The 26,191-nt window shown below is 43.9% G+C and carries 26 protein-coding genes, 1 tRNA gene and 1 riboswitch; of the genes, 18 read left to right on the forward strand and 9 right to left on the reverse strand.

What is annotated here, in order from left to right; translation table 11 throughout:
• Positions 1-50 precede the first annotated feature (50 nt).
• Genes AAA942_RS17395 through lepB form a run of 5 tightly spaced genes read left to right on the forward strand, consistent with a single transcriptional unit; the run spans position 51 to position 4,183 of the window.
• Complete coding sequence (locus AAA942_RS17395) at positions 51-833, forward strand: ParA family protein (RefSeq protein WP_338221575.1); 783 nt, start codon at positions 51-53, stop codon at positions 831-833.
• Between the two features lie 2 nt (positions 834-835).
• Positions 836-1,747, forward strand: a complete 912-nt coding sequence (locus tag AAA942_RS17400) for a ParB/RepB/Spo0J family partition protein (protein ID WP_338221576.1) — start codon at positions 836-838, stop codon at positions 1,745-1,747.
• A 56-nt stretch (positions 1,748-1,803) separates the two neighbouring features.
• Entirely contained in the window at positions 1,804-2,370 is a 567-nt protein-coding gene (locus tag AAA942_RS17405) for a DUF5683 domain-containing protein (protein WP_338221577.1), read from the forward strand.
• A complete protein-coding gene (dapB, locus tag AAA942_RS17410; RefSeq protein ID WP_338221578.1) occupies positions 2,370-3,092 on the forward strand; it encodes a 4-hydroxy-tetrahydrodipicolinate reductase in 723 nt (240 codons plus the stop codon). The genes AAA942_RS17405 and dapB overlap by 1 nt, the downstream gene beginning before the upstream one ends.
• A gap of 14 nt (positions 3,093-3,106) precedes the next feature.
• Positions 3,107-4,183, forward strand: coding sequence for a signal peptidase I (gene lepB, locus AAA942_RS17415; RefSeq protein WP_338221579.1), 1,077 nt, complete (start codon positions 3,107-3,109; stop codon positions 4,181-4,183).
• Between the two features lie 18 nt (positions 4,184-4,201).
• Here lepB and ung read toward each other — a convergent pair whose 3' ends face one another.
• On the reverse strand, positions 4,202-4,864 hold the full coding sequence (ung, locus tag AAA942_RS17420) for a uracil-DNA glycosylase (RefSeq protein WP_338221580.1): 663 nt from the start codon (positions 4,862-4,864) through the stop codon (positions 4,202-4,204).
• Between the two features lie 67 nt (positions 4,865-4,931).
• On the opposite strand from ung, the gene apaG reads away from it, so the two are divergent.
• Complete coding sequence (gene apaG / locus AAA942_RS17425) at positions 4,932-5,318, forward strand: Co2+/Mg2+ efflux protein ApaG (RefSeq protein ID WP_338221581.1); 387 nt, start codon at positions 4,932-4,934, stop codon at positions 5,316-5,318.
• A 109-nt stretch (positions 5,319-5,427) separates the two neighbouring features.
• On the forward strand, positions 5,428-6,099 hold the full coding sequence (locus tag AAA942_RS17430) for an O-methyltransferase (RefSeq protein ID WP_338221582.1): 672 nt from the start codon (positions 5,428-5,430) through the stop codon (positions 6,097-6,099).
• Here AAA942_RS17430 and AAA942_RS17435 read toward each other — a convergent pair.
• Positions 6,088-6,678 carry a methyltransferase gene (locus AAA942_RS17435; RefSeq protein WP_338221583.1) on the reverse strand — a complete coding sequence of 197 codons (591 nt, stop codon included), beginning with the start codon at positions 6,676-6,678 and terminating at the stop codon, positions 6,088-6,090. The genes AAA942_RS17430 and AAA942_RS17435 overlap by 12 nt on opposite strands.
• 28 nt (positions 6,679-6,706) lie before the next feature.
• On the opposite strand from AAA942_RS17435, the gene AAA942_RS17440 reads away from it, so the two are divergent.
• The 4 genes from AAA942_RS17440 to rplI all read left to right on the forward strand — a co-directional run bounded on the left by AAA942_RS17440 (position 6,707) and on the right by rplI (position 8,889).
• The gene (locus AAA942_RS17440; RefSeq protein ID WP_338221584.1) at positions 6,707-7,636 is read left to right on the forward strand and encodes a hypothetical protein; all 930 of its coding nucleotides are present in this window, start codon (positions 6,707-6,709) and stop codon (positions 7,634-7,636) included.
• 150 nt (positions 7,637-7,786) lie between these two features.
• Positions 7,787-8,155: a 30S ribosomal protein S6 gene (gene rpsF / locus AAA942_RS17445; RefSeq protein WP_338221585.1), complete on the forward strand. Its 369-nt coding sequence runs from the start codon at positions 7,787-7,789 to the stop codon at positions 8,153-8,155.
• On the forward strand, positions 8,155-8,406 hold the full coding sequence (gene rpsR, locus AAA942_RS17450; RefSeq protein WP_338221586.1) for a 30S ribosomal protein S18: 252 nt from the start codon (positions 8,155-8,157) through the stop codon (positions 8,404-8,406). Before rpsF ends, rpsR begins: the two co-directional genes overlap by 1 nt.
• A gap of 39 nt (positions 8,407-8,445) precedes the next feature.
• Positions 8,446-8,889, forward strand: a complete 444-nt coding sequence (rplI, locus tag AAA942_RS17455; protein WP_338221587.1) for a 50S ribosomal protein L9 — start codon at positions 8,446-8,448, stop codon at positions 8,887-8,889.
• 59 nt (positions 8,890-8,948) lie between these two features.
• Here rplI and AAA942_RS17460 read toward each other — a convergent pair whose 3' ends face one another.
• Positions 8,949-9,191 carry a hypothetical protein gene (locus AAA942_RS17460; RefSeq protein WP_338221588.1) on the reverse strand — a complete coding sequence of 81 codons (243 nt, stop codon included), beginning with the start codon at positions 9,189-9,191 and terminating at the stop codon, positions 8,949-8,951.
• Positions 9,192-9,487: 296 nt separating this feature from the next.
• On the opposite strand from AAA942_RS17460, the gene AAA942_RS17465 reads away from it, so the two are divergent.
• A tRNA-Gln gene (locus tag AAA942_RS17465) sits at positions 9,488-9,560 on the forward strand.
• 55 nt (positions 9,561-9,615) lie between these two features.
• Here AAA942_RS17465 and AAA942_RS17470 read toward each other — a convergent pair.
• Positions 9,616-10,365 carry an EcsC family protein gene (locus tag AAA942_RS17470; RefSeq protein WP_338221589.1) on the reverse strand — a complete coding sequence of 250 codons (750 nt, stop codon included), beginning with the start codon at positions 10,363-10,365 and terminating at the stop codon, positions 9,616-9,618.
• A gap of 75 nt (positions 10,366-10,440) precedes the next feature.
• Between AAA942_RS17470 and AAA942_RS17475 the strand changes: the two genes are divergently transcribed.
• Complete coding sequence (locus tag AAA942_RS17475; RefSeq protein ID WP_338221590.1) at positions 10,441-11,307, forward strand: dienelactone hydrolase family protein; 867 nt, start codon at positions 10,441-10,443, stop codon at positions 11,305-11,307.
• A gap of 56 nt (positions 11,308-11,363) precedes the next feature.
• Here the strand turns inward: AAA942_RS17475 and AAA942_RS17480 are convergent, their stop codons facing one another.
• Positions 11,364-14,081: a M14 family metallopeptidase gene (locus tag AAA942_RS17480; protein ID WP_338221591.1), complete on the reverse strand. Its 2,718-nt coding sequence runs from the start codon at positions 14,079-14,081 to the stop codon at positions 11,364-11,366.
• A 352-nt stretch (positions 14,082-14,433) separates the two neighbouring features.
• Between AAA942_RS17480 and AAA942_RS17485 the strand changes: the two genes are divergently transcribed.
• The 5 genes from AAA942_RS17485 (at position 14,434) to AAA942_RS17505 (ending at position 19,518) form a co-directional block, all read left to right on the forward strand.
• Positions 14,434-15,360 carry a ribose-phosphate pyrophosphokinase gene (locus tag AAA942_RS17485; RefSeq protein ID WP_338221592.1) on the forward strand — a complete coding sequence of 309 codons (927 nt, stop codon included), beginning with the start codon at positions 14,434-14,436 and terminating at the stop codon, positions 15,358-15,360.
• 26 nt (positions 15,361-15,386) lie between these two features.
• A complete protein-coding gene (locus AAA942_RS17490) occupies positions 15,387-15,959 on the forward strand; it encodes a 50S ribosomal protein L25/general stress protein Ctc (RefSeq protein ID WP_338221593.1) in 573 nt (190 codons plus the stop codon).
• A gap of 81 nt (positions 15,960-16,040) precedes the next feature.
• Complete coding sequence (gene pth / locus AAA942_RS17495) at positions 16,041-16,601, forward strand: aminoacyl-tRNA hydrolase (RefSeq protein WP_338221594.1); 561 nt, start codon at positions 16,041-16,043, stop codon at positions 16,599-16,601.
• A gap of 61 nt (positions 16,602-16,662) precedes the next feature.
• A riboswitch (SAM riboswitch) is annotated at positions 16,663-16,767 on the forward strand.
• A gap of 93 nt (positions 16,768-16,860) precedes the next feature.
• The gene (locus tag AAA942_RS17500; RefSeq protein ID WP_338221595.1) at positions 16,861-18,027 is read left to right on the forward strand and encodes a trans-sulfuration enzyme family protein; all 1,167 of its coding nucleotides are present in this window, start codon (positions 16,861-16,863) and stop codon (positions 18,025-18,027) included.
• Positions 18,028-18,186: 159 nt separating this feature from the next.
• Entirely contained in the window at positions 18,187-19,518 is a 1,332-nt protein-coding gene (locus tag AAA942_RS17505; protein WP_338221596.1) for a GntP family permease, read from the forward strand.
• Positions 19,519-19,528: 10 nt separating this feature from the next.
• Here AAA942_RS17505 and AAA942_RS17510 read toward each other — a convergent pair whose 3' ends face one another.
• The 4 genes from AAA942_RS17510 to AAA942_RS17525 all read right to left on the reverse strand — a co-directional run bounded on the left by AAA942_RS17510 (position 19,529) and on the right by AAA942_RS17525 (position 26,179).
• Positions 19,529-20,323: an SDR family NAD(P)-dependent oxidoreductase gene (locus AAA942_RS17510; RefSeq protein ID WP_338221597.1), complete on the reverse strand. Its 795-nt coding sequence runs from the start codon at positions 20,321-20,323 to the stop codon at positions 19,529-19,531.
• Between the two features lie 73 nt (positions 20,324-20,396).
• Complete coding sequence (locus AAA942_RS17515) at positions 20,397-21,488, reverse strand: sugar phosphate isomerase/epimerase family protein (RefSeq protein ID WP_338221598.1); 1,092 nt, start codon at positions 21,486-21,488, stop codon at positions 20,397-20,399.
• 9 nt (positions 21,489-21,497) lie between these two features.
• On the reverse strand, positions 21,498-24,032 hold the full coding sequence (locus tag AAA942_RS17520) for a DUF7133 domain-containing protein (protein ID WP_338221599.1): 2,535 nt from the start codon (positions 24,030-24,032) through the stop codon (positions 21,498-21,500).
• A gap of 221 nt (positions 24,033-24,253) precedes the next feature.
• Positions 24,254-26,179: an AAA domain-containing protein gene (locus tag AAA942_RS17525; RefSeq protein ID WP_338221600.1), complete on the reverse strand. Its 1,926-nt coding sequence runs from the start codon at positions 26,177-26,179 to the stop codon at positions 24,254-24,256.
• Between the last annotated feature and the right edge of the window lie 12 nt (positions 26,180-26,191).

Raw genomic sequence — 26,191 nt, forward strand, 5'->3', positions numbered from 1 at the left:
AAGACCTTATTTTGTTTAATATTGAAATCAAAATACCCTCTGACCAAACCATGGGAAAAATTATTGCCATCGCCAACCAAAAAGGCGGGGTAGGAAAAACTACCACTGCAATGAACCTTGCTGCCAGCTTGGCGATATTGGAGTACAAAACCCTGGTGATCGATGCAGATCCTCAGGCCAATACCACTTCCGGACTGGGACATAACCCAAAAGAAATCAACAGCAGCATCTATGAATGCATGGTAGATGGAATTGAAGTCAAGGACATCATACTTTCGACTGAAATCGAAAATCTGGATCTAGTCCCTTCTCATATTGACTTGGTAGGTGCCGAAGTGGAAATGATCAATATGGACAACAGAGAGGAAAAGATGAAGGAGGTCATTCAGCCCATAAAGGACAGCTATGACTTCATTGTCATAGATTGCTCTCCTTCTTTGGGACTGATTACGATCAATGCGCTCACTGCTGCCAATTCGGTAATTATTCCAGTTCAATGTGAATATTTTGCACTTGAAGGCTTAGGAAAGCTGTTGAATACCATAAAAATAATCCAAACCCGTCTCAATCCGTCTTTGGAAATAGAGGGGATCTTGCTGACTATGTATGATGTTAGATTGAGACTTTCAAATCAAGTGGTCGATGAGGTCAAAATTCATTTTAAAAACATGGTGTTTGAAACCATTATCCCGAGAAACGTTCGCCTTTCCGAAGCTCCAAGCTTTGGTATGCCGGCGATTGCATTTGACGCAGATGGAAAAGGCGCCATTGCCTATCTCAATCTAGCGGGGGAAATCGCCAAGAAAAACGGACTCCAGAAGGTGAGCAACTAATTATGTCCAATCAAAAACCAAATCGAAAAAACGCACTCGGAAGAGGTCTGGGAGCTCTCTTGGAGGATAGTCCTGCCAAAAACAAATCAGAGGAAATTCTTCCTGAGGTGGTAAAAACAGGGATTTTTGAAATTCCCCTAACTGAAATCCAAGTGAATCCTTTTCAACCCCGAACCCATTTCGACAAGGAAGCTTTAGAAGAATTAGCAGAATCCATTCGGGTTCAAGGGATCATTCAACCGATCACTGTGCGGAAATTAGCTCCCAATGAATACCAGCTGATCTCGGGAGAAAGGAGATTTCAAGCCTCAAAAATCGCAGGCCTAACCCAAATACCAGCCTATGTTCGCACCGCCAATGACCAGCAAATGCTGGAAATGGCATTGATCGAAAATATCCAAAGAGAGAATCTCAATGCTCTGGAAATTGCTCATTCTTACCAAAGACTTTTAGCAGAGTGCAATCTGAAGCAGGAAGAACTGGGAGATCGGGTGGGAAAAAACAGAACCACCGTAAACAACTACTTACGGTTGCTTAAGTTGCCGCCTACCATTCAGGCAGCTATTCGCGATCAGCAGCTCAGCATGGGCCATGCCCGGGCTTTGATCAATGTAGAAAGCGTGGATAGGCAACTTGCTATTTTCAAAAAGGCTGTAGAAGAAGAGCTAAGCGTAAGAAAGGTCGAAGCCTTGGTTAAGGCATTGAACAGCGGAGAATCTCCTAAATCCGAAAAATCTTCCTCCTTAGACCCTGTTCGAAAGTATGAAATGAACAAAATCCAGCAGCGATTGGCTTCTCACTTTGGTACCAAAGTGGCGTTGAAGGCCAACGAGAAAAACAAAGGGGAAATAAAAATACCCTTCAACTCGGCCTCAGACTTAAATCGGATTTTGGAAATTCTAGAAATCATCTAAGCTTGGCTTTTGCAAAAAAAGATAGTGTATTTACCCTAAAAACCCCGTGGATTTTCATGGGGCTTTTACTTTTGGGCATTTTCCTGAGCAGTACAGCTTATGGACAAAATGCCGACAGATCTTCAGCTGAAGAAAAAGCTGTATCAAACCCGGAAGAGGAAAAACCGGATTATTCGTCCTTGCCCAAAAACCCTAGAAAAGCAACCATCTTATCGGCAGTTTTGCCCGGTGCAGGTCAGGTCTACAACAACAAAGCTTGGAAAGTCCCTCTGCTTTATGCAGGATTTATGACAGACATCTATTTCATCGGCTACAACAACAAGCGCTATCAGACTTTCAGAGAAGCCTTATTTGCCTTTGACGAAGGAGATAATTCTCAATTTCCTTCCCTCAATAGGGATGGCCTGGTGAGAAATGTAGACTACTGGAGACAAAACAGGGATTTTACCATCCTACTCCTAGTGGCAATCTATGCGCTGAATATCATCGACGCTAATGTCGATGCCCATCTTTCGGGATTTGATATCAGCGATGAACTTGCCTTGAAAATCGAGCCCAAAGTGGAAACTTTTGCAGCTTCCAATACCCAAATGGGACTAACACTAAAATTAAAATTTAAGTAATGAATATTTTACTTCTAGGCTACGGGAAAATGGGGAAAATCATCGGCGAAATCGCCGAATCCCGAGGTCACCAACTAGTAGGCAGAATCAATCTGGAAAATAGAGATGAGCTGGAAACTATCAACCCAAAAGAGGTAGATGCCATCATCGAATTTAGCCAGCCAGAATCTGCAGTAGAGAATATCAAATGGGGTTTGGACAGGGGATTACCGGTGGTCTCCGGCACCACAGGTTGGCTCTCGCGAAAGGCAGAAGTGGAAGCAATGGCCAATACCTCCGTTGGGGCGTTTTTCTACGCATCCAACTTCAGTATCGGAGTCAATATCTTTTTCAAAGTCAATGCCTATTTGGCTAAGCTGATGAATGAAGCCAACGAGTACAAAATTGGCATTGAGGAGATTCATCACACAGAGAAAAAAGACGCCCCATCCGGCACTGCCATTACCTTGGCTGAAGGAATCATTGAAAACATAAGCAGCAAGAGTTCTTGGAATCTAACCGGACAGTCGCCCGATTCCGAACGGTCTATCCCGATCACCTCCAAACGGATCGATCCTGCCCCTGGTACCCATATTATTCAGTATTCATCTGATATTGACACCATTGAGCTGATTCACACTGCCCACAGCCGAAAAGGATTTGCCCTTGGCGCAGTTTTGGTGGCTGAGTGGATCAAAGACAAAAAAGGTGTGCTTTCCATGGATGATTTTCTGTCCTTTTGAACTAAATTTGAAATATGAGCAAGACTAAAAATAAAAAATCCCCTGCAAGAGAGTGGTTTGATGCACTGGTTTTTGCGGTGGTGGCTGCCAGTTTGATCCGTTGGCTATTGCTGGAGCCTTTTACCATCCCTACTGCCTCCATGGAGAAATCCCTTCTAGTGGGTGATTTTCTGTTTGTGAGCAAAATGCATTATGGGACACGCATCCCTAAAACTCCACTTCAAGTTCCTCTGACTCACCAGAAAATCTGGGGGACTGAGATCCCGTCCTATTCTGATGCTATCCAGCTCCCCTACTATAGACTTCCTGGGTTTTCTGATGTGGAAAGAAATGATGTTGTCGTATTCAACTATCCCGTTGAATTTCAATATCCCAACGACCTTAAAACCAACTACATCAAGAGGGCAGTAGCAATACCGGGTGATATTTTGGAACTCAGGCAGGGAAATCTTTATGTCAATGACACCGAGGCCATGCAGCCAGAGGAAATGCAATACTCCTATGATCTGATCACCAACAGACCTCTGACTGTCGATTTCTTCAAGGACTATGGAATCAATCCCGAAAGCTTCATGGCATTCTCTAATGGAGCAGGATATCTTATTTGGTGTACAGACCAAACCGTGGAACGATTGAAATCCTCTCCCGTGGTAGTATCCATCACCAAACGGATTATGCCAGCTGGCGAAAGGGAAGAGGGGATTTTTCCTGCCGATACCGACTTTTCTTGGAACAGAGATAATTTCGGTCCTCTCCTAGTTCCAGGAGAAGGGCAAACCTTCGAAATGAACCCAGACAATGTTGCCAAGTATTTCATGACCATTGAAAAATACGAAGGGCATGAATCCGTCGAAGTCAAAAACGGAGAGCTTTTCATCGATGGCCAAAAGGTAGATCAATATACCTTTAAGCAAAACTACTACTTCATGATGGGGGACAACCGACACGATTCTCTGGATTCCCGGTATTGGGGATTTGTGCCGGAGGATCACATTGTGGGCAAAGCATGGTTCCTGTGGCTTTCCTTGGACAAATATGAGTCCATGTTTGGCAAAATTCGCTGGAGCAGATTCTTCAAAGGCATCAATTAATCCACTAAAAAGTCCCTGTCACCAATTGATGACAGGGATTTTTTTTGAATCCAAATAGGCATTCGCCTTCGAAAAATGACCACATCCCAAGAATCCGCGATGGGCAGACAGGGGACTGGGATGAGGCGCTTTTAAGATCAAGTGCTTATTGGAATCAATCAATTGACTTTTTTTCTGAGCATAGGCTCCCCACAGCATAAATACCACGTTTTCCCGCTGCTCACTGATCACACGAATTACCCCGTCTGTGAAGGTTTCCCAGCCTTTATTTTGATGAGAACCGGCCTCGTGAGCTCTCACGGTCAGCGTTGCATTAAGCAAAAACACACCTTGGTCTGCCCATCTAGTCAAATCCCCATTGGGAGGAAGATCCTTACCCAAATCCTGCTTGATTTCCTTTAGGATATTTAACAAACTGGGAGGAAAAGGCACTCCCGGTTTAACTGAAAAAGAAAGCCCATGGGCCTGACCGGGTCCGTGGTAGGGATCCTGACCCAGGATCACCACTTTTACAGACTCCAAAGGACAATGCCAAAACGCATTAAAAATTTCTTTTCCCGGTGGAAAAACCTTGCCCCCTTTGTATTCGTCTTTGACAAAAGCCACCAAATCAAAGAAGTAATCTTGCTGAAACTCTTTACTTAATGCTTTTTTCCAACTATCTTCAATTTTTATTTCCATCATTAGTTTTTGTGGATGAAATGTCTGAATCTTGTACTCAATTTGTTTAATATAAATAGGTAATGCCATGGTAACAGCTTTAACAGAAGGTATTCAGGTTAGCGTTGAAATCACCTATCAAGCTGAATTTTCAAATCCGAAACAGCATCATTATGTTTTCACCTACAAGGTAGAAATCGCCAACAAAAGCCAACATACCTATCAGCTTATTTCAAGAAAGTGGGAAATTTTTGATGCTGCCGAAAATCCCAAGACCGTGGAAGGAATGGGAGTAGTGGGACAACAACCCATTTTGGAACCTGGTGATACCCATTCCTATGTGTCGGGATGCAATCTTAAATCTGGATTGGGAAAAATGAAAGGAATTTATGTTATGGAAAAACTTTTTGATGGAAAAAGAATAGAAGTTTCCATTCCCGAATTTCAGTTGATTGCCAATATTTTCCATAATTGATTTGAGGTCATTTCTTTTTTCTCTGCTGTCCTACCTCAGGTATTGGCTGAGAAAAGAAGATCAGTATAGTCAACAGTCCCCTTTTATTTTTGTAATCTATCGGGGCTTATTGAATTACCTTAAAGAAAATCAGGATGGAAACCTCCCGATTGAGAAAATTAGGTCTACCCTATTGAACAACACCAATCAAATCCAAGTCCTGGACTTGGGGGCAGGTTCGAAAAAAGTCCCTAATCCCTCGAGAGAAATCCGAAAAATAACCCAATACTCCACGAGCAGCACCAAGTTTTGTCTGGTCTATCAGTACTTCTGTAATTTGACTTCGTCGCAAACTGTCATCGAATTGGGCACTTGTATGGGGATCAGTACACGCTACTTAGCCGAAGTGACCAAAGGCAGACTATTTACCTTTGAGGGATCTCCAGAAATCTTGAATGCAGCCCGATTTCAACCTTTTCCCCAGCAAGTTCAGGCCATTTTGGGACCTATCGAATCCAATTTAGAGCCCCTACTTTCTCAACTCGAAGCGGTAGACTTCGCCTTGATTGATGCCAATCATACCTATTCCGGTACGATAACCTATTTTAATTGGCTTTTGCCCAAATTTAAAAAAGAGAGTATTTGTATCCTTGGAGATATTCATTGGAGCTCAGAAATGGAGGCAGTTTGGGAGGAAATCAAATCTCATCCCAAAGTCAAACTCAGCTTGGATTTCTATGAATGCGGAATCCTTTTTTTTGATTATCCCGGGGAAAAAACTCACCGGATATTATCCTTGTGACTTTTGAAGGTTAATCCATAATTCCGATCCTGCCCTTTGAGGGATGGAATTGAAGCAAGGTTCAATGGTATTTATTTTGAACCACTCCTGAAATAGCTCCTTGTATTCCTCCTCTTCCCCTCCAAAAGGAGGACCGGGAAAAGGAAAATGTCGATTAAACAAAACCCCAACAAGCTTACCCCCAGGAACTAATAACTTGTACATTTTCTCCAAATAAGCCTTTCTAAAGGCTGGATTCAGGGCACAAAAGAAAGTTTGCTCCAGAATCAGATCATAGCTTCCATGATGGGCGAAAAAGTCTTCCTGAAAGACTTGTGAGGCGGGAAAATCAGGATGATTTTTTAGAAAATTTTGAATTGGATTAGGAGAAATATCCAGAAGAAAAACATTCTGAAAGCCCAAATCCCATGCTGCAGCCACTTCATAGGCATTTCCAGCACCTGCAACGAGAACCCGCAAATTTTTATTTTCAATTTGGCAAAGATATTGATAAATGGGAGGAGAGACGGAACCTATGTCCCATCCGGTAGTCCCCTGTAGATACCGATGCGTCCAGAAATTTTCGTCTAATTCCAACATATCATAAGCCCCTTAAAATTAAATTAAAATGGACACCAATTTTCAAAAGGATTCCAATTCAAAGAAAGATCAAAGCAAAAATGTTATCATCATTGTTTTGGTGCTTTTAGTGATCATCAGTGGGATCAAACTCTACACAGACTATGTAGACAGATCCAAGAAAACCGAGGAAATTCTTCTTTTGTCAACTGAAAACAACGAACTCAACCAAAGGTTGGATTCGGTCACTTATCAGCTCAACCTCAGAATCCAGGAAATTGAAAAACTTGGAGGAGACGTCAAAGCATTGGAAGCGGTCAGAGACCAACTGATAGCTGAGAGAAACAGCGCCAGACAAAGAAGCTCATCCGAAATAGCAGCTCTGAACAGCAGAATCAATAACCTTAATGGCCTGATTGCCCAAAAAGATCAGGAAATCCTGGAGCTTCGGGCTGCCAACCAGCAATTGTTTGCTGAAAATCAGGACCTCAAAACTACTCAGGCTGAAATCGAAGAAGAGGTAGCTCAGCTCAATATCCAAAAGCAAGACTTGCAGGCTAAAGTGGATGTAGCATCTATGCTAAAGGTGGAAAATATATCCATCTCCGCGATCAACTCACGAGGAAAAGAACGAGTGGAAACCACAAAAGACTTCAGAAACAGACAAATCGAGCGAATAAAAGTGAGCTTTACCATGGCTGACAACAAAGTCGCCGAAAAAGGACCAAGAAATGTCTATGTACAGCTTCTAGATCCAAATGAACAAGCGATCTTCGATGTAGCCAAAGGCTCAGGAACTTTCATGATCAATGGTCAAGAGTTGTTTTATACCCTACACCAAGACATGATATTTGACAACACCAATCAGGAATTGGTCTTTTATTATGAAAAGGGCTCAGATTACCTAAGTGGCGACCATCAAGTACGAATCTTCGTAGACAATTACCTTGCAGGCTCCAAGACATTCTCCGTGAAATAAATCATACCAACCACAACAATCAGTAGAAGACCTCTTTTTGAGGTCTTTTTTCATTTCCCCATCTGGAGATTTTGATAAATGTTTGGAATAAAGGCGCTTTTGATCTACTTTTGCGTCCTGTTTATTCAAATTCCTAAACACATTAAAAAAATGTTCCAAAGAAATTACGAGACGGTATTCATTTTAACTCCCGTTTTGTCTGATGTTCAGATGAAGGATACCGTCGACAAGTTTGTGAACTTGTTAAAAGAAGAGGGGGCAGACGTGATCAATGTGGAAAATTGGGGTCTGAAAAAGATGGCTTACCCTATCGAAAAGAAGACTACCGGTTTTTATGTACTAGTTGAGTTCAAAGCCGATCCAACTGTAATCCGCAAGTTTGAACTGGAGTTCAGACGTGATGAAAAAGTAATGAGATTCCTTACTACTGTCTTAGACAAGCACGCAATCGTGTATTCTGAGAGAAGAAGAAAAGGAGAATTTAACAAAAAAGTTGAAGCTAAGGAGGAGCAAGCCTAATGACACTAGTAAACGAACCCATCAACAGAGGCGAAAACAGAAAGAAATACTGCCGCTTCAAGAAGCACGGTATCAAGTATATCGACTACAAGGATCCTAACTTCCTTTTGAAGTTTGTGAACGAACAGGGCAAAATTCTTCCTAGAAGATTGACCGGAAACTCTGCAAAGTATCAGAGAAAAGTAGCTCAGGCTATCAAAAAAGCAAGACACTTGGCTTTGTTGCCATTCGTTACGGATGGTTTGAAATAATTCAGTCTTGTATCGCTCAATCAAAAAAGAACATTACAAATGGATATTATTCTAAAAACAGACATCAAAGGTCTTGGATATAAAAACGACCTGGTCAGTGTAAAGCCTGGCTACGGAAGAAACTACCTCATTCCTCAGGGATTTGCAGTGCTAGCCACAGACTCCAACAAGAAGATTCTTGCTGAAAACATCAAGCAGGCTGCTCACAAAGCTGAAAAAATCAAAACTGAAGCTGAAAATATTGCAGCTAAGTTGGAAAATGTAACCTTGGAGATCAAAGCTAAAATCGGCGACTCCGGAAAAATCTTCGGTAAGGTGACTACGCTACAGATTTCTGATGCCTTGGCATCTCAAGGGTTTGACATTGACCGTAAGAAAATCGCAATTTCAGTACCTGTTGAAGGTGCAGGTGACTTCACTGCAGACGTTGATTTGCATAGAGAAGTAAAAACTAAAGTGAAATTCGTAGTAGTAGCCGAATAATTCACTGAAAAAAGAAAGGCTCTTCCAATGGAAGAGCCTCTTTTTTTGTCCAATTTGGATCAAGCGAGTGCTTTCTGCAGGTCATCCACCATTTTCTTGGCAACAGCCTTAGCATTTTTCTCTCTCGCATCCGCAAATGCAGTAAGCGCTTCCTGAGCCTTAGCAATCACTCCCACCGGATTCTGATCATTTTGAAAGCTTACCCAGCACCAGCTCAATTCAGAAGCCAATTGAGTATTCTTGATTTTTTCCAGCTTTTCGATAACCGCAGGGATTACCTTTTCCATTTTTTCAGTGTTCATAGCACTATCGTTTTGTTGATTAGTTTTCAATTTATGGAACAAAACAATAGAAATATTTTCATTATATCAATACAACCATCTGAAAATTAACAGAAAAGCAATTTTCAATCGATTTCGAAAGAAAAAATTCTTCAATTAAACCCTTAATATCTAGTTTCCCATCCAAAATTTTTATCTATTGACAGCAAGTGAATTAGCCAAAAATTAAAAAAATGTTGAGTTGATGGCTTGGAAAAAAAAATACATAACTCTACCTTTGTGACACTTTAAGAGAAGCACACGAGCTTCAAAAAAATTGATCCATGGTGTAACTGGCAACACGTCTGATTTTGGTTCAGAAGAGTCTAGGTTCGAGCCCTAGTGGATCAACAGAAACCCTGAAGATTTCAGGGTTTTTTTATTTTATAGCGATTCCTGAGGTTTTCTAGTCATTTTCTCCTGCTTCTTGGGCTATAAGTTCGGCTTTATACCTAAGCCTGTATCCATTCATGGCGAATCTCCCCAAGTGTTCGGTTAATCGATAATTGACCACCGCTCCAATCGGAGCTCCAATTAAAGGAACCATTTGGGCTAATTTGGCTAAATCCAAGTAGTCACGATAATCCAATTGAAAAGTCTTCCAATCAAAGTCGTTAAGATTATTGGGTAAATCTTTCCTATAGGTATCCCAATTTTCAATCAGGCCTATGATATCATTTCTCCGTTGTTGACTGGAAAAAGCTAATTGAAACAAATAGAGTATAAAGAACCTCTCCTGAAGATCTGAGGTAGACTTCCCATAAAGTGATGCGACATCAAACAGCATTTTCATTTTGATAGTCAAAAATGCAGGAAAGTCAGCCAATCCAAGCAGTATTCCACCTGCACCTGTGACAGCGCCCTCCACCGAAGCCGAGTTTCGGTACCATTTGATCCTTTCTCTGATTCTTTTCTCTCTTTCCTGAATAGTGAGTGCAGCATTGTATTTTGGAACCACCCACCCTGAACCGGTTATTACTGCTTTGACCATATTTTCAATAGCAAGTGTAATGGCCCGATGTACTTTTTCGGGGATAATTTCATTGATTTTCCCCTGTACTGCGTGGGTAAGGCGATTAAAAAGAGCAGGAGGCTTTTTCATCTCATAAAGCCAAAGACCCAATTCCGCTTCCAAATAATGCTGATAATTATCCATATTGATTTTAGCTAGCCGAAATAAACCTAATGTTCCTGAATAAGTTGTTTGAGTAAATCTAATCAACCTTATATCATGTATAAATCATTCTTATCTCTTATTCTTCTTCTGGGGGCTTGGCTTTTTCAGCCAAAGCCATCTCCAGAGAACAAAAACCCTTTTGAGAACATCACGATATGCCATTCCTATTCAGATGATATGGCCCAGTTTGTCAATGCCCCAGGGTTTGCTTCTTTTCATCCTTCACCAATTCAGATTGACTTTGATGGACAGGGAGAGATGATCAATTTTCCTACTGCAGATGGCAATACTGCCCAAGGATACCTAATCAAAGCCAACGGAAACTCAGATCAATGGTTATTTGTCTATCAGGAGTGGTGGGGCCTCAATGATCAAATCAAGCAACAGGCAGAGAAGTTTCATGAGGACTTGGATGGAAAGGTGAATGTTATCGCTTTGGATATGTATGACGGAAAAGTAACCAGCAATCCCCAGGAAGCAGGTCAGTATATGCAATCTGCGAAGGAGGAAAGACTGGAATTAATTGTTCAGGGAGCAAGAAATCTAGCCGGCACTAATGCAAAAATCGCCAATGTAGGCTGGTGCTTTGGAGGAGCATGGTCTTTGAAATCTGCCTTGCTCAATGGAGAACAGAATATTGCGTCGGTAATGTATTACGGCATGCCGGTAAGAGATGTAGAAAAACTTAAAACCCTTAATTCCGATGTATTGGGCCTTTTTGCAACTGAACAATACATCTCCAAAGAGATCATTGAAGAATTTGCCGCAAATATGGATAAGGCAGGAAAAAAGCTTACCTACAAAATATTCCCCGCAGTACATGGCTTTGCCAATCCAAGCAACCCGAAGTATGATCCAGAAGCAACTAAAGAGGCTTATTCTATGGCTTTAGGCTATTTAAAAGAAAAGTTTGGTGTATAAAATAAAAAGACCTTCGATGGCTTCCCATCGGAGGTCTTTTTGTTGGCTTTGACCAATTATTTGTAAAGCCCGTTGAAGAGCATTTTGAAAGTCCCATAAGATTGGCCTCGAAAAGTAATCTCAGGTCCGAAAGCGTAAAACTTCCCTTTCCCGAAGTCCGCCTCAAAGGCAGCCACTCCATTTTTCAGGTATTCCTGACCCCAGGCCCAACCGCTTTTCAAAGGAGGCTCTGTACCAAACCAAGCCAGAGGCTTAATTCCTTTCAAGGCTGCATCTGGAGCAAGTTTAAATACCGGGCTGTTGTTGAAAAGCACATTTGCAGTTGTCCCCATTCCGGAGGTAATAGCTTTGGAATTGTCAACCTGGATTTCCAGAATACTCCCCGGAATGTAATACTTCTCCCCGCTCAGGCTCTTCTCTTTTCCTCCTTCTACCTCCAATAAGGCATTCGAAACAGGCAAATCAAGATGATAGGCCAAAGCTGTTGCTGCACCTACAGTAAGAATTTGACCTCCTTTTTCAAGAAAATCCTTCAATTGAGGAACAGACTTTTCCAAGGACAGTCTTCCGATCATGGAACGATATTCCTCAGGAATATCCTGTGGATTAGGCTGACCTCCGGATCCGTAGCGGCCTCCAGAACCCGGAATACCAGGTCCGATGAAGAGGATTACGTCATATTTTTCATTGAGGTTTCCAGCATCTATTTCCTGAGGAAAGACCAAAGAATAATCAAAATTAAATTGCTCCAGAATCCATCTAGTCCAGCCTGAAGGCATAGAACCTCCATAATAGTCGTAAAGAGCTATTCTTGAAGGCTTGATTTCTTTAGCACCGGCAGGCTGAGAAGAGGCCGATTTGACTTTTACTCCCTGTGATTTAACTAGACCCTCAAGGACTTTTCTACCGGCCGAAGGGACATAAAATGAACCTGCAGGAAGTCCGTTGATAGCCGAGGAAGTTCTATATACTTTGACTTTGGCTTTAAGAAGCTCATTTACAGCGATAAACGAATCGTTAGCCCTGGCATCCAAAAGAAATCCGGAACCCGAAGGCAATGTACTCGGCTCGGGACTCACTAGCTGACCGTAGGCAATTCTTTCAAAAGGTCCTTCAAATCCTTCCATAATCCGGTCGTACTCGATTCCCATCTGGAAAGCCAGAGTCCATCCTGCCGCATCATAAGGTCGGATCGGAGGCCCTCCGGGATAGAGGAAGTCATTGGGATGATCCTGCGGCTCAAACATATCCAAAACATGCGGGCGAAAAGCCTGAGCAGTCTTTACAATCAGTGAACCTTTGGGATAGGACTTACCCTGAACCGTAAAATCCGATTGAGCTTGATGAACCAATACACCGGATTTGATCAGCGCATTGACAAACTTGGTGGCTGAATAGAAATCCGGCTGATCTGAAGGGATGATGTATCCTCTGGGATCTCTTTTTGAAGGATCCTGGTATACTGAGTCATAAAATTGGATTGGTAAACCCGATCTGAATCCATAGTAAGCTGCATCTTCATCCTCTGCATCTGCCTTTTTTCTTGAAGACTCAAAGGATTCCTGAATAGCCTGAGCGAATTTGGGATAGCGAGTCCAGGTGTCGGTATTCCCTCGATCGATAGAGTTTTTCCCCATCAAATAAAAGTTGAATAAAAGTTCATCCCCATGCCTCACGGCATGATTGAGAATAGCGTAATTCAAAGAAACGGAATAATCGATGGATCTTCGGAAAGGCCATGGTCCCGGAGTCACAGGGTATGGAGTGCCATTGTTCGGAATCAATCGATCCGGAACCAATGGAATGGAATAGGGAGAAGGATCCCCTACAATTTCCGTGAGGACACCAATCATGTTGTGGTAATAAGGAGTGGTTCTGAGCCCTCCATTCCACCAGGTAGAGAAAACAGACCCATCCAACCGGGTATAACCGGGCTTATCCTCTACATGCAGGCGATTGATCATGGCAGCACCCACGGCATCCAAGCTGGTAATAATCAGAGGATCGAATACGTGATTAAAAGGATCTCTATAAGGAGGGCCTGCCACCACAGTACCCGCAGGGCCAGACTGATGGTGATTATACACAATCTGGGGAAGCCACTCTACATATTGCTGAAGGGAGATATTGGTGGCTTCCTTCATGTTATTCATGTAAAAATCCCGGTTGTTATCATGGCCGACATATTTTTGATACAAGACCGGAATGTTTTTATTTCGTTTGGCAGGATCTTCATTCATCATGTACCAGTTGGACATGATTTCCATCCCATCCGGATTGGCATGGACCAGAAGAATAATTACTTCATCGAGAATCCTGAGGGTCTCCTCATCGTTTCTTGAGGCCAATTGATACAGCGTTTCGATCAATTGCTGGGCTCCGACGACTTCATTGGCGTGAAGTCCACCATCAATCCAAACCACTGGTTTGCCCTCCTTAGAGAGTTTCTTGGCTTCTTCCAACGAAATTTCCGCTCTTCCAAGCTTTTGGGAGATCTCCTTGTATTTTTGAAGTTCGGGCAAATTGGATGGGGCCGTGATAATCAACATCGGTTGGTCTTTCCCGAATTCGGTCTTTCCTATGCTGGTATAGGTAACCCGGTCACTCGCCTCAGCCACTTTTTTGAAATACGCTTCAGTCTGACTGAAATTGGCCAGCATGTAGGGCTCTCCGATATTGAACCCTAAATGATCCTTGGGAGTGGGAATAGTTTGGCCAAAGGAGTGAATACTCCCCAAGACAATAAATAGAATCAGATGTAATCTTTTCATCATAACGGCAACAGATTGATTGAGTAAGGCAAAGCTTTTCGAACTTCTAAAATATCCAATTCAATCGGTGCTTTTCTGATTTCCTTTGATGAATCCAAAAAAATTACAGGATCGGTGGTAAGGGGAGCAATTCTTGGCTTTGCCCCTATTTAAACTATATTACCAAAATTAAGATCGATGCAAAATGGAAACTAAATCAATCCAAATTTTTTAATGGATCAATCAGGATAGAAAGAAGAATTTGTTTCTCTGAGATCAAGCCATTTTTTGATTTTCCACCCAGCCTTCTCCCCTGTCCTTTAAAAATCATTACTTTTGTCTACCAATCAACTCCTCCACCAACCCGATTTCCCTTATGTCAGAGGTCAAAATATTTGCCGGATCAAGCAGCGAAAAACTAGCAGAAAAAATTGCCAAGAGTTATGGAAAAAAGCTCGGTGATCTCACCCTCTCCAAATTCAGCGATGGAGAAATGTCTCCAAGTTTTGACGAATCTATTCGTGGATGTACCGTTTTCATCATTCAAAGTACCAATGCTCCAAGTGACAATATTCTTGAGCTATGTCTTTTGATCGATGCAGCCAAAAGAGCTAGTGCTTACAAAGTCTGCGCGGTTATCCCCTACTTCGGATATGCCCGTCAAGATAGAAAAGACCGCCCGAGAGTTTCCATTGCATCTAAATTGATCGCCAACATGCTCACATCAGCCGGTGCAGACCGGATCATGACTTGCGACCTCCACGCTGGACAAATTCAGGGATTTTTTGACATCCCATTGGATCATTTGAATGGATCAGCTATATTTGCGCCCTATTTGAGCACGCTTAGGCTCAACGATATGATTTTTGCAGCTCCCGATGTGGGAGGGGTAGCAAGGGCCAGATCATACGCCAAGCACTTTGAAGTAGAAATGGTCGTCTGTGATAAGCACAGAAAAAGAGCCAACGAGATTGCCTCAATGCAGGTGATCGGGGATGTAGAAGGGAAAGATGTAATCCTTGTTGATGATTTGGTAGATACGGCAGGAACTCTATGCAAGGCCGCCCAAATCATCAAAGAAAAAGGGGCTAACTCTGTAAGAGCCATCGTAACCCATGGGGTCCTTTCAGGAAAAGCTTATGAAAACATTGAAAGCTCTGTTTTGGAAGAGTTGGTTATCACCGATACCATAGCACTAAAGCGACCATCTCCCAAAATCAGGGTCCTCACTGTGGCCGAGCTGTTTGGAAAAGCCATTCATGCCGTCACCGGACATACTTCAATCAGCTCTCTGTTTATTTGAGAAACCAATTTTAAATACAAATACATATGAAAACACTAGAGATTATAGGGTTTAAAAGAGCAAATCTCGACAGTGCCTCTTTGAATGAGATCAGAGATACCGGCAGTGTACCCTGCGTGGTTTACGGTCCAGGTATTCCTGAACAAATTCATTTCCATTCCCCTGCCATCCTGTTCAGGGACTTGATCTATACTCCGGACGTTCACTTAGTGGAATTGAACATCGAAGGAACTATCGTGAAGGCGGTTTTGAAAGAAGCTCAATTCCATCCGGTAAGTGAAGTATTGCTTCATGCAGACTTCATGGCTTTCACCAATGACAAGCCGATCAAGTTTGAGATTCCTGTTAAAATTACAGGAAGCTCCCCAGGTATTGCAAAAGGGGGTAAGCTGGAATTCAAAACCAGAAAATTGAAAGTAAAAGGATTGGCTCAAAACCTTCCTGACTTTATCGAAGCTGATATTTCCAACCTCGACTTGGGTAAATCTTTCAAAGTAGGTGAATTGAAGCCTGAAGGATATGAAATCCTTACCTCTCCTAATGTCTCCATCGTGACCATCGGTATTCCGAGAGCACTTAGAGGAAAAAAGGCTGAGTAATTCAATTACCAACAGTTTATTAAGATCCTGCCCTTTATCGGGCAGGATTTTTTATTTTCAAAAGCTTGAACCGGATAGAATATGAAATATTTGATTGTGGGCTTAGGAAACATTGGCCCAGAATACGAACTCACCCGACATAACATCGGCTTCTTGACCTTGGATAGATTGGCTGACAAGGAAGGGGCCGCGTGGAAAAGTGACCGACTGGCCTTCAAAACCGAGATCAAACACAAAGGAAGAACCCTACATCTCATCAAGCCTACTACATACATGAACCTAAGTGGCAAAGCAGTCAACTATTGGATGAAAGAACTCAATGTGCCCAAGGAAAACATCCTGGTCTTAGTAGATGATGTAGCCATTCCCTTTGGAAAACTTCGCATGAGGGGAAAAGGCAGCTCAGCAGGACACAATGGGCTAAAAAATATTGAAGCGCTTTTGGGTGGACAGGATTATCCCCGATTACGGATGGGGATTGGCGACGACTTCCCAAAAGGAAGACAAGTAGAATATGTTTTGGGAAGATTTATGCCCCGAGAGTTTGAGGAGCTACCTGAGATGATGAATCGGGCGATATCCATGATTCAAGGGTTTTGCACCGTCGGCATCGCCCAAACTATGACCCAATTCAACGACTGATTGCAAGGGAGATTTGGAAATACCCAATTCTCCCTTTTTCTTTGCATCACTTCAGGTGACTGATTTATAAAGAAGAGGCGAGAGACTAGGCTCGATGACCCTCTGGCAACCATCTTCAGCCAAGGAGAAAGGTGCCAAGTCCTACCCTCAGCGGGAACTATAAATTGGCGGATTAATCTACCCCTCTTTCTGGTTCAGGTTCTGCTTAGGGAAATTCTTTTTTCACCCCTGAAGCCCATACTTATCCATACCTAAAGCCATGAGCCATTTTGAAACAGATTCTATTCGAATCCAAAGCAGAACCAACGAAAAGGAACACTCCTCGCCCATCTTTCTTACCTCCAGCTTCACCTTTGACTCAGCTGAGGAGGCTCGGGCCATGTTTGCAGACGAGATTCTGGGGAATATTTATTCGCGCTATGCCAATCCCAACTCCGCAGATCTGATCCAAAAGGTCTGTGCGGCAGAAGGAACGGATGATGGAATCGCCACAGCCTCTGGTATGGCGGCCATGTTCGGGAGCATTGCTTCTCTTTTGGAGCAGGGTGACCATGTTTTGGCTTCTCGCTCCCTTTTCGGATCCACCCATCAGCTATTAACCCGGGTTTTCCCCAAATGGGGAATCACCTCCACCTATGGAGATATTTCAGATTGCCAAAATTGGGAAAAACTGGTCCAGCCCAACACCAAAATGCTCTTTATCGAAACTCCGTCCAATCCAGGCTTGGAAATCATCGACTTGGAATGGGCGGGAAAATTTGCTCAGGCCCATGGGTTGATTTTGGTAGTGGACAACTGCTTTGCCACTCCTTATCTACAGCAGCCGGCCAAGTGGGGAGCTCATATCGTCACCCATAGTGCTACCAAATACATCGACGGACAGGGAAGGGTTTTGGGAGGTTTGATTCTGGGGAAAAAGGACCTCATTAAAGAGGTACAGTTTTTCACCCGGCATACAGGGCCGTCCATATCCCCTTTCAATGCTTGGATTTTGGCTAAAAGTATGGAGACACTCGCAGTAAGAATGGACCGCCATTGCGCCAACGCCCTTCGAATTGCAGAATATTTTGAAGGAAATAGCCACTTGGAAGCAGTCAAATACCCCTTTCTCCCCTCCCATCCTCAACACGACCTGGCAATCAAACAAATGAAAGCGGGAGGCGGAATCATCACCCTTTCTCTCAAAGGAGGAGTGGCCAGAGCACAGCGATTTATTGACCAGCTGAAAATGATCTCGGTGACAGCCAACCTTGGAGACAGCCGTAGCATCATCACTCATCCCGCTTCTACTACCCACAGCAAACTTTCCGCAGAGGAGCGTGCCAAAGTGGGAATTTCAGATGGATTGATCCGACTTTCGGTAGGATTGGAACATTCTGACGACATCATCCAAGACGTTGAACAAGCTTTGGAAAGATCAAAATAAGGAATTGGCTAGATCAAAAGCCGGCTGGACATCTGCTCAGCCGGCTTTCTATTTTCAACTTTTCCACTGGAGGGGATGCTTTTCCCTGATTTTTCTTTAATTTTTTGGATTCACTTTTTCCAACTCTGGAAAAAGCAGACTCCAACCTTTGAACCCAAGATGCTCACACTCCTGATTATTCTGGTCTCCCTGACCCTCATTTTAGTTGCTATCATCAAGTTTGACATTCATCCTTTTTTGGCACTGTTTGTAGGAGCCATCATTTATGGATTGATGATGGGCATGGAGCCGGAGTTGATCATCAAGTCGATCTCTGAAGGATTTGGCGGAGTTTTGGGTAGTGTGGGATTATTGATTTTGCTAGGCGTAATTTTGGGTACTTTTTTGGAAAAAACCGGAGGAGCCATGGTGATTGCCGAAAAAGTACTCCGCTGGGTGGGAGAAAAATCCGTGAATTTATCCCTGATGCTTAGCAGTTGGATTCTTTCTATCCCTGTGTTTGGAGACAGTACCATTATCATGATGAATCCCATTGCCAAATCCCTTTCCGCAAAAAGTACTCTTTCCTATGCGGCGACGATTGTAGCCGTTTCCCTTGGTGCCATGGCCAGTCACTCATTGGTTCCACCCACACCAGGCCCTATAGCCACTGCAGGGATTTTGGGAGCTGATTTGGGACAGGTCATTTTCTACGGAGGATTGGTTTCATTGATTACACTCATTCCGCTCCTATTCTTTGTTCAGAAATGGGTCTCAAAAATCCCATTGAGACCTGTCATTGCTGCCAATGAAAAGACCATTGCCAAATCTGACCGCCCCAGCTTCTTTTCCTCTCTTCTACCGGTACTGATCCCTCTCACCCTGATTATTCTTGCCTCTATCGCCAATTATCCTTCCAAACCACTGGGAGAAGGTGCCTTTATCAAGGCTATTCAGTTTTTGGGAACACCAGTGATAGCTCTCCTCATCGGAGCGGTTCTTTCTTTTACCCTACCCAAAAAATTTAACAGAAAGCTACTCTCAGCCTCCGGATGGGTAGGAGAGGCGATTTTACTCTCAGCACCAGTCATCTTGATTACCGGTGCAGGGGCTGTATTCGGAAAAATGCTTCAGAACTCCGGAGTGGGTGATTTGGTCACTTCCACGATGAGTGATGCCAACTGGGGAATCTTCCTTCCTTTTCTGATTGCTTTTGGATTGAAAACAGCACAAGGCTCCACCACTGTTGCCATGATTACCACGGCTTCTATTGTAGCTCCCATTTTAGGGCCTTTAGGTCTAGATAGTGAAATCATGAAGGTTTTCACTTGTGTGGCTATCGGTGCTGGGGCTTTGGGTATTTCCCATGCCAATGATAGCGGTTTTTGGGTAGTCACTCAGCTCTCGGGCATGACCACGAAGCAAGGAAATCTTTCTCACAGCCTGGGAACCCTAATCGCTGGAATTACTGCGATAATGACCGTTTATTTCCTGACTTTGATTGTGGGGTAAGTTGCGGATATCATCTCGCAGTCCAACCACCGTCCACAGTCACCATGGACCCCACCATGTAGGTAGCGGCGTCAGAGGCCAAAAAAATCGCTGCCCCTTGGATCTCCTGAAGCCTTCCCCAGCGTCCTAAAGCCGTAGCTCCTACGACAAACTTTTTCCCTTCCTCGGTATCGGCAATAGGCAGATTCATTTCCGTAAGGAATGGCCCTGGACAAATCGCATTCACGGTAATATTCCAAGGAGCCAACTCCAAACCCAAGCCTCTTGTCATCTGCACCACCGCGCCTTTACTTGCCGTATAGGGGGTTCTATTTGCCAAGCCTACCAAGCCCAAGGTACTGGCTAGGTTAATAATGGATCCTTTCCCCTGCTTTTTCATTTGGGGAATTACCGCCTTGCAGGCAAGCCAAGTCCCTGTGACATTGACCTTCATTACCTGATCAAAATCCTCCTGACTAAGCTCGTCTATGGCTCCCCGGATATTGATGCCTGCTGAATTGATGAGCACATCGATTTTTCCAAAAGATTCCATGGCAAAAGCTGCCATAGCCTCCATTGCCTTTTGGTCGGTGACATCCGCGGCAAAGGTCAGGGCTTTTACCCCATACTTTTCGGAGAGCTCAGCGGCAGCATCTTGTCCTTCCTCCGCCTTTCTACTGACTAGAAGCACATCAGCACCGGCAGATGCCAACCCTGCGGCCATCGCCAATCCAAGTCCCTTAGTGCCTCCGGTTAGAATAGCTGACTTGCCTTGAAGAGAAAAAAGTGAAAGACCCGGAAGTTGTGAGAAATCTAGAGTTGCCATGATGGTGGATTTATAGAATGAATAAGTTTCTGTTTTTTTAATTGATCAATCGTTGTTTGAAGAGAAAAGGAGATCACGAAAGCTCTTTTCCGGCATAATTCAAGCAGGAAACTACATGCTTTTCTTCTAGGGCCAGTCGCTCTTCACCAGAAAGTCCACTGACTCCCAGCAAAGCCCCCTCAAAGGACCGATCTCTGACCATGGTGAGAATTTTGGCAAGCTGCTTGGCTTTTTCATCCGGAAAAGTGATCCAAAATTCCTCTTCAAGACAGGGGATTTCCAGAGGATCCCGAGTGATCATTTCCAAGCTGAAAGTGACTTGAGTATTGTATCTTTTACAAAGATCAACTCCTTCCTTAAGGTCAATTATTCCTTTGCCCAACTCCACTTCCGAGAGCAGAAAACCTTTTTCATAGCTTTTTACTCCCATATCCTTTACATGAGTTGAAAAAGCAAAGGGTGCCAATGTTCGAATCACCTCCATGGGATCTTCAACCAAAGAAATGTTGTTTCCAAAATCAAGGGTAACTCCCACCCACTCACTTCCTGTCTGTTGAATCAGCTGAGCCAACTCGGCAGCCTGCCAGTCTTTGTGATTTTCTATGGCCAATTTGACTTGGTGCTTTTTCACCATCGGTTCAGCCCGTTGAATCGACTGGACAGATCTTTCTTTGAATGCCTCCCATTCTTCTTCTGACTTGAAGTTTTCGTACCTCCTACCGCTTAGACAGACCGTTCTCAATACCTGAGCACCGGCTTCTTTGGCTAAGACTATTTCTTTTTCAAACCGAACCAAGTCCGCTTCATCTTTGGGAAGGCTGATGCTCCCCTCGAGATACATCCCCAACTTTTCTCTTTCTTCTCTTACTTTCTTGGCAAAATCTTCCGCCCATCCCCCTACCGTAGTTTGAATGCCGGCTGCACCCAAAGAATGACAATGCCTCATCAAATCCAAAGCATCCTTAAAACCCGGATATCGTTCACTGGGGATTTTTCCTCCATACCTCATTCCATAGGAATGAACCACCACACCCATGGATACACCTTTCAGACTTTCCGGGATAGCGGGAAATGGCCAAACCAATAAAGCACCTGCCATTGCGGATTTTTGTAAAAATTCTCTTCGGCTAGAGGTTGAATGAAATGTGATGGGCGTTTTCTTCATTGAGAAGGGTTAAGGTTTGGATGCAGAACTCAACTTTTCCATGTGGGCATTGAGCTCGGATGCGGACCAAGGATAAACTCTTCCCTGATTCAATACTCGAGTACTGCCCACAGTCCTGCCACTCACTGCGGGGGCTTGATTGCCCCATTCATTCCGAATATAAGTAAGAATTGCCGCTATGCTTCTATCATCCATAGTAGAATGTGAAGGCATCACCGGCAATATCTCCGGAGCATCGTATTTTTTGCCAGCTACTTCTATCGGACCTTCGATACCATGAAGCATAATTAAGCTAAGTCGTACTTCATCCCCCAAAACCCACTCAGAACCGGCCAATGGAGGCCCCATTCGGGAAGCTCCACGCCCGTTGTTGCCATGACAACCCGAGCAAGTTGCCAAGTATTTTTGACGGCCTTCGGCAAACAGCTTCATGCCCGCCTCATCCAGAGTAGTTTGAGAAGCCAATCTTTCAGAAGGTTTATATCCCGGCCAACTAAACACCCGATTGAGCATTGATTTTCTAATTTCATCCAAAGGCAAATCTTCTCGAGATAAGAGAGCAGGTTTTCCAGAAAGTTTGATTTGTCCGAGGGTCTCTATCTGACTGGCTTTGATTGCCAAGCCATTTAGAATAATCTCTCCATTCTTATCGATTTGAGGCTGATTGATTTCAGCAAAAAGCATTTCTATTTCCTTGGAATCCCCTTTTTCAAGAATAGCCGAAGCCAGTAACTCCATGAAAATGTCGCGATCCGCATTGGCTTTTTCTCCTTTCAAAAAGGATTGCAAGAAAGTCCATTCCATTCCTCCCAGACTACTCATGGAAGCATCGCGTATCAGCGGCAAATTTCCATAAGCTTCCAAAACAGACTGAATTACCTCCATACGGCTTTCTGGGGAAATTACATAGGCGCTGAGGGCAAGCTGCAAAGCAAGTTCTTCGGAAGCATTTTGGGAAAGTCGGACCATCTCCTTTTCCAATTGCTCCATAATAGCTTCATCGCTTTGAGACACTACTTCCAGTTGTCTTAAGGCAGAATTTTTGACCCAAGGTTCGCTTTCCCTTAAAGCCTGAAAAAGCAATTCTGGCTTTAAAGAGTCCAAGCCCTCTAAGGTCCAAATTGCATGGAAACTACCCATGGCTGACTTATTGCTTTTGACCAGTTTTTCCAACAAAGGAAGGGACTGAGGATCCGCCCGCTCTATCAAAAGCCGTTGGGCCATATCCCGATGCCAGCCATCAGAGTGAGCCAGCATTTCTACCAATTCCGCTGTAGTTGCCTCTGATAATTTGGGTGAAGGCTTCGCTTTGTATCCTTTAGGAACGACTCTCCAGATCCTTCCCATGTGTCCGGGGGACTCCAATCCCCTCTCCAGTGTCATTTCTCTCAGGTAGTCAGTCATGTAAGCTGTATGCTGAACGATGCCCTGGTACATATCCACAATGTAGAGAGCTCCATCAGGACCCACTGTACCATGCACCGGACGGAATCGCTCGTCTGTTGAGGCCATAAATTCCCGACCCGGATTGGGATCATAGGCTTCCAGCAAAATCCCATTTTCCTTGACTACGTTGCGCTTGACCAAATTGCCGGCATTCTCCATCACAAATACATTTCCAAAGAAAGATTCTGGAAAAAGATGGCTTCTGTAAACAGTAGGAGAGCAAGCAGAGGTAAATTCCTGTAATCGATTGGCAGAATCCAAAGTACCCGGAATATAACCCCGGTTTACCGCCAAATTAGACCGAATCGGAAAAACCCTGCGATCTATCGTCAATCCATGATCAATCCCCGAGGTGGGCTTGTGATTCTTGTTTCTGGAAAGATAATTGGGTGGGACCAAATCTCCGTGTAGCTGAGACCAATTGTAATTGTAAATCAGACGCCCTTTGTCATCCTGAGCGATTCCCCATTGTCCCCTAAACTCAGTGGAATCTCTCACCCATTGACCGGATATATTTCTGTATCTCAATCGGGACTTGGCACTGTAATACCAATTATCCACATTCCTTACAAATCCATTGTCGGTGTGTTCGGGGAGCCCATTGGCTGAATAAGTGGGATCTACCAAAGTTTTGAAATCTGATTTTCCGTCTCCGTCTTGGTCTTCCGTCCACCACAAGGCATTGTTTTCGGCGATCAAGGCTCCATTTTTATACAAGCCTAAGGATCTAGGCATGACCAAAGAATCCAAATAAACGGTCCGCTTATCCATCAGTCCGTCCCCATCGGTATCCTCCAAAACAGCCACCGAGCCCACAGGAAGCTTCTCTTCGGAGCCTTCCATATCATTCATATATCCTCTCATCTCCAATACCCAAAGACGGCCATCCTGATCAAACTGCACCTGTACAGGAGCCTCCACCATGGGCTCTGAAGCGACCAACTGAACCTCAAAGCCAGGTTCGATTTGAAAGGATTTCATTTCCTCCTCAGGGGATCTGGGAGGACTATCGGGAGTTTCGGGGGTGGGACCCGGTTTTTGGCAGGAAAAGAAAAAACTCAATCCAACAGCACAAATCAACAACGCACTTCTATGCATATTCTATAGGTTTTTTGGGGTAAGCGGGACAAATCTCGACTAAGTCCTAATTTAACAGGCGATTTCCAATTTGGTTTTAATTCCCAAAAATTACAAGATCAAAACAGGAAAGGGTTCTAATTCAGGGAAAAGCGGTCACAATCCCAAAGGGACGGATCTTCAATAAGCAGACGGATTCAAATCAATCTTGGAAAGAATGGATCAGCTCAAACCTTTTCCTTTTACATCAATTCCCAGACACTCCGATATGCATTTTTCTCTTCAAAATACCGTAGCAACTCATCAAAGAAAGGATGCTGGGCCAAAGTGCTGCTATCCCCAATCAGGATTAGTTTTCTCTTAGCCCGTGTAATGGCTACATTCATTCGCCTTTCTTCTGCCAAAAAGCCAATTTCTCCGGCATCATTGGACCGGGTAAGTGAAATCAGCATCAAATCCCTCTCCTGTCCTTGAAAACCATCTACCGTATCGATTGTGATCAAATCCGCGAAAGCCCGAAGATTGGGAAACTCGTAGGTTTCAAAAATAAGGTATCTGAGTCTCCTTACTTGAGCAGAGTATGGGGCAATCAATCCAATCGTCCAGTTATTCTTCCTGAAATGATTGATCCCAATACGCTTGATCGTGTCATTGAGATAAGTACAGGCCAAATGGGCTTCTTCCGGATTGAACGTACTGAGACTCTCCGCCTCTGTCTGATCGGAATAGCCTGCTCCTGCCGTATCGATCCATTCTAAGGTGGATTCTTCTGATCCAAAAGCATGAGTTTGAGTATTTTCTGCAGCCTGAAGTTTCCCATCATAAAACCACCGATTGGAAAATCCCATGATATCTTCCGGCATTCGATATTGGACCTGCAAAAGCGTGGCTGTTTCCGGCTGCCTTTGGATCAATTTTTCAAATAAAGTCACGGATAGCCCTTGTCTGGAGGCTTCATAGGACTTGATAGTTGGAGAAAGCTGAAAATGATCCCCGGCAAAGACCACTTTTTTGGCTTTCAAAATTGGAATCCAGGATGCAGCCTCCAAGGCTTGGGCGGCCTCATCGATAAATACCACATCAAAAACCATCCCTTTCAGATGATGTGAGGCGGCACCTACTAAGGTACTTGCAAATACCTGTGTCCGCTGATAAATATCCGTGCGGATATAGTCTTCCAAGAGACCCGCTGCTTCTCGGATTCGGGATACTTCCTGGTACATGAGCTTTCGTTGCGCTCGTTCTTCCGGTCCAAAGTTTCGCTTGTATTGCTTGGCTAATCTGAGATAGGACTCTCCTTCTTTTCTCACCTTCTTCAAATCCCGATAGCTGTCATGGAAAGCAATTTTGGCATCCAAAGTCTGATTCAAGATTTTTTCCTCCACTCGGGCAGGATGTCCCAACCGAAGGGTAGATATCCCTCGGTCCACCAGTTTTTCGACCAGTAAATCCACTGCAGCATTGCTTGGCGCACAGACTAGAATTCGCTGTTTATCTTGTACAGCAGAGTCAATAGCTGAAATGAGCGTGGTCGTCTTTCCTGTACCAGGAGGGCCGTGGACTATTGCAAAATCCTCCGCCGCAGCAATTTTTTGGCACGCCGAAGCCTGAGAAAAATTCAATCCAGAGATCTGTGAAGGAGAAAAAGGATAAAAACTCGGGCTTCTTTGGCCAAAAGCAATATCCCGGAGGGCTGCAAGACGTGCATTGTCCGATGTCATTACTTTTTTCAGGGCAGATTCCATTTCCCTATAGCTTGCTTCATCAAAGAGCAAATCCACACCCAATCTTCCCGACTCCATCCATTCGGGAACCTCATCTGCCTGCAAAGTTACGATCAACGTATCCTTTTTTGCCTGATTGACTACTCCGGAGACCCGGAATTCAGAACCGTGATATCCGTCTTGAGTACTGAAAAATGAAACCGATTTGCCCGAGGAAAACGCAGAAGGATAGCTCGAATCCGTGCGCTCTACCTCGATGATCAATCGCTCCCCCATGCCAATCTGCGATTTTTTAAGGACGATGGGATGCCAGGTGATTCCTTCTTTTTTCTTACCAGCGACTGAGCTATTGAGAAACTTTTTCTTGTACTGAGCCAAGTCCTCTTCCCATTCCATTTTAAGAAGTTTGAGTCCCAGCTTTAATTCTTCGAGGTAATTCGGCATCAAGTGGTATTT

Origin of the sequence: Algoriphagus sp. oki45, from assembly GCF_036245605.1 — a bacterium.
In the GTDB taxonomy this organism is placed as follows: Bacteria; Bacteroidota; Bacteroidia; order Cytophagales; family Cyclobacteriaceae; genus Algoriphagus.

Coding starts and splice junctions, on each gene's coding strand:
- ung (WP_338221580.1), bottom strand. CDS start 4,864: ATGGAAATAAAAATTGAAGATAGTTGGAAAAAAGCATTAAGTAAAGAG.
- AAA942_RS17490 (WP_338221593.1), top strand. CDS start 15,387: ATGAAAACACTAGAGATTATAGGGTTTAAAAGAGCAAATCTCGACAGT.
- AAA942_RS17480 (WP_338221591.1), bottom strand. CDS start 14,081: ATGATGAAAAGATTACATCTGATTCTATTTATTGTCTTGGGGAGTATT.
- rpsR (WP_338221586.1), top strand. CDS start 8,155: ATGACACTAGTAAACGAACCCATCAACAGAGGCGAAAACAGAAAGAAA.
- AAA942_RS17400 (WP_338221576.1), top strand. CDS start 836: ATGTCCAATCAAAAACCAAATCGAAAAAACGCACTCGGAAGAGGTCTG.
- AAA942_RS17395 (WP_338221575.1), top strand. CDS start 51: ATGGGAAAAATTATTGCCATCGCCAACCAAAAAGGCGGGGTAGGAAAA.
- rplI (WP_338221587.1), top strand. CDS start 8,446: ATGGATATTATTCTAAAAACAGACATCAAAGGTCTTGGATATAAAAAC.
- AAA942_RS17485 (WP_338221592.1), top strand. CDS start 14,434: ATGTCAGAGGTCAAAATATTTGCCGGATCAAGCAGCGAAAAACTAGCA.
- lepB (WP_338221579.1), top strand. CDS start 3,107: ATGAGCAAGACTAAAAATAAAAAATCCCCTGCAAGAGAGTGGTTTGAT.
- AAA942_RS17440 (WP_338221584.1), top strand. CDS start 6,707: ATGGACACCAATTTTCAAAAGGATTCCAATTCAAAGAAAGATCAAAGC.
- AAA942_RS17500 (WP_338221595.1), top strand. CDS start 16,861: ATGAGCCATTTTGAAACAGATTCTATTCGAATCCAAAGCAGAACCAAC.
- pth (WP_338221594.1), top strand. CDS start 16,041: ATGAAATATTTGATTGTGGGCTTAGGAAACATTGGCCCAGAATACGAA.
- AAA942_RS17510 (WP_338221597.1), bottom strand. CDS start 20,323: ATGGCAACTCTAGATTTCTCACAACTTCCGGGTCTTTCACTTTTTTCT.
- dapB (WP_338221578.1), top strand. CDS start 2,370: ATGAATATTTTACTTCTAGGCTACGGGAAAATGGGGAAAATCATCGGC.
- AAA942_RS17405 (WP_338221577.1), top strand. CDS start 1,804: ATGGGGCTTTTACTTTTGGGCATTTTCCTGAGCAGTACAGCTTATGGA.
- AAA942_RS17525 (WP_338221600.1), bottom strand. CDS start 26,179: ATGCCGAATTACCTCGAAGAATTAAAGCTGGGACTCAAACTTCTTAAA.
- AAA942_RS17460 (WP_338221588.1), bottom strand. CDS start 9,191: ATGAACACTGAAAAAATGGAAAAGGTAATCCCTGCGGTTATCGAAAAG.
- AAA942_RS17435 (WP_338221583.1), bottom strand. CDS start 6,678: ATGTTGGAATTAGACGAAAATTTCTGGACGCATCGGTATCTACAGGGG.
- apaG (WP_338221581.1), top strand. CDS start 4,932: ATGGTAACAGCTTTAACAGAAGGTATTCAGGTTAGCGTTGAAATCACC.
- AAA942_RS17520 (WP_338221599.1), bottom strand. CDS start 24,032: ATGCATAGAAGTGCGTTGTTGATTTGTGCTGTTGGATTGAGTTTTTTC.
- rpsF (WP_338221585.1), top strand. CDS start 7,787: ATGTTCCAAAGAAATTACGAGACGGTATTCATTTTAACTCCCGTTTTG.
- AAA942_RS17515 (WP_338221598.1), bottom strand. CDS start 21,488: ATGAAGAAAACGCCCATCACATTTCATTCAACCTCTAGCCGAAGAGAA.
- AAA942_RS17475 (WP_338221590.1), top strand. CDS start 10,441: ATGTATAAATCATTCTTATCTCTTATTCTTCTTCTGGGGGCTTGGCTT.
- AAA942_RS17470 (WP_338221589.1), bottom strand. CDS start 10,365: ATGGATAATTATCAGCATTATTTGGAAGCGGAATTGGGTCTTTGGCTT.
- AAA942_RS17505 (WP_338221596.1), top strand. CDS start 18,187: ATGCTCACACTCCTGATTATTCTGGTCTCCCTGACCCTCATTTTAGTT.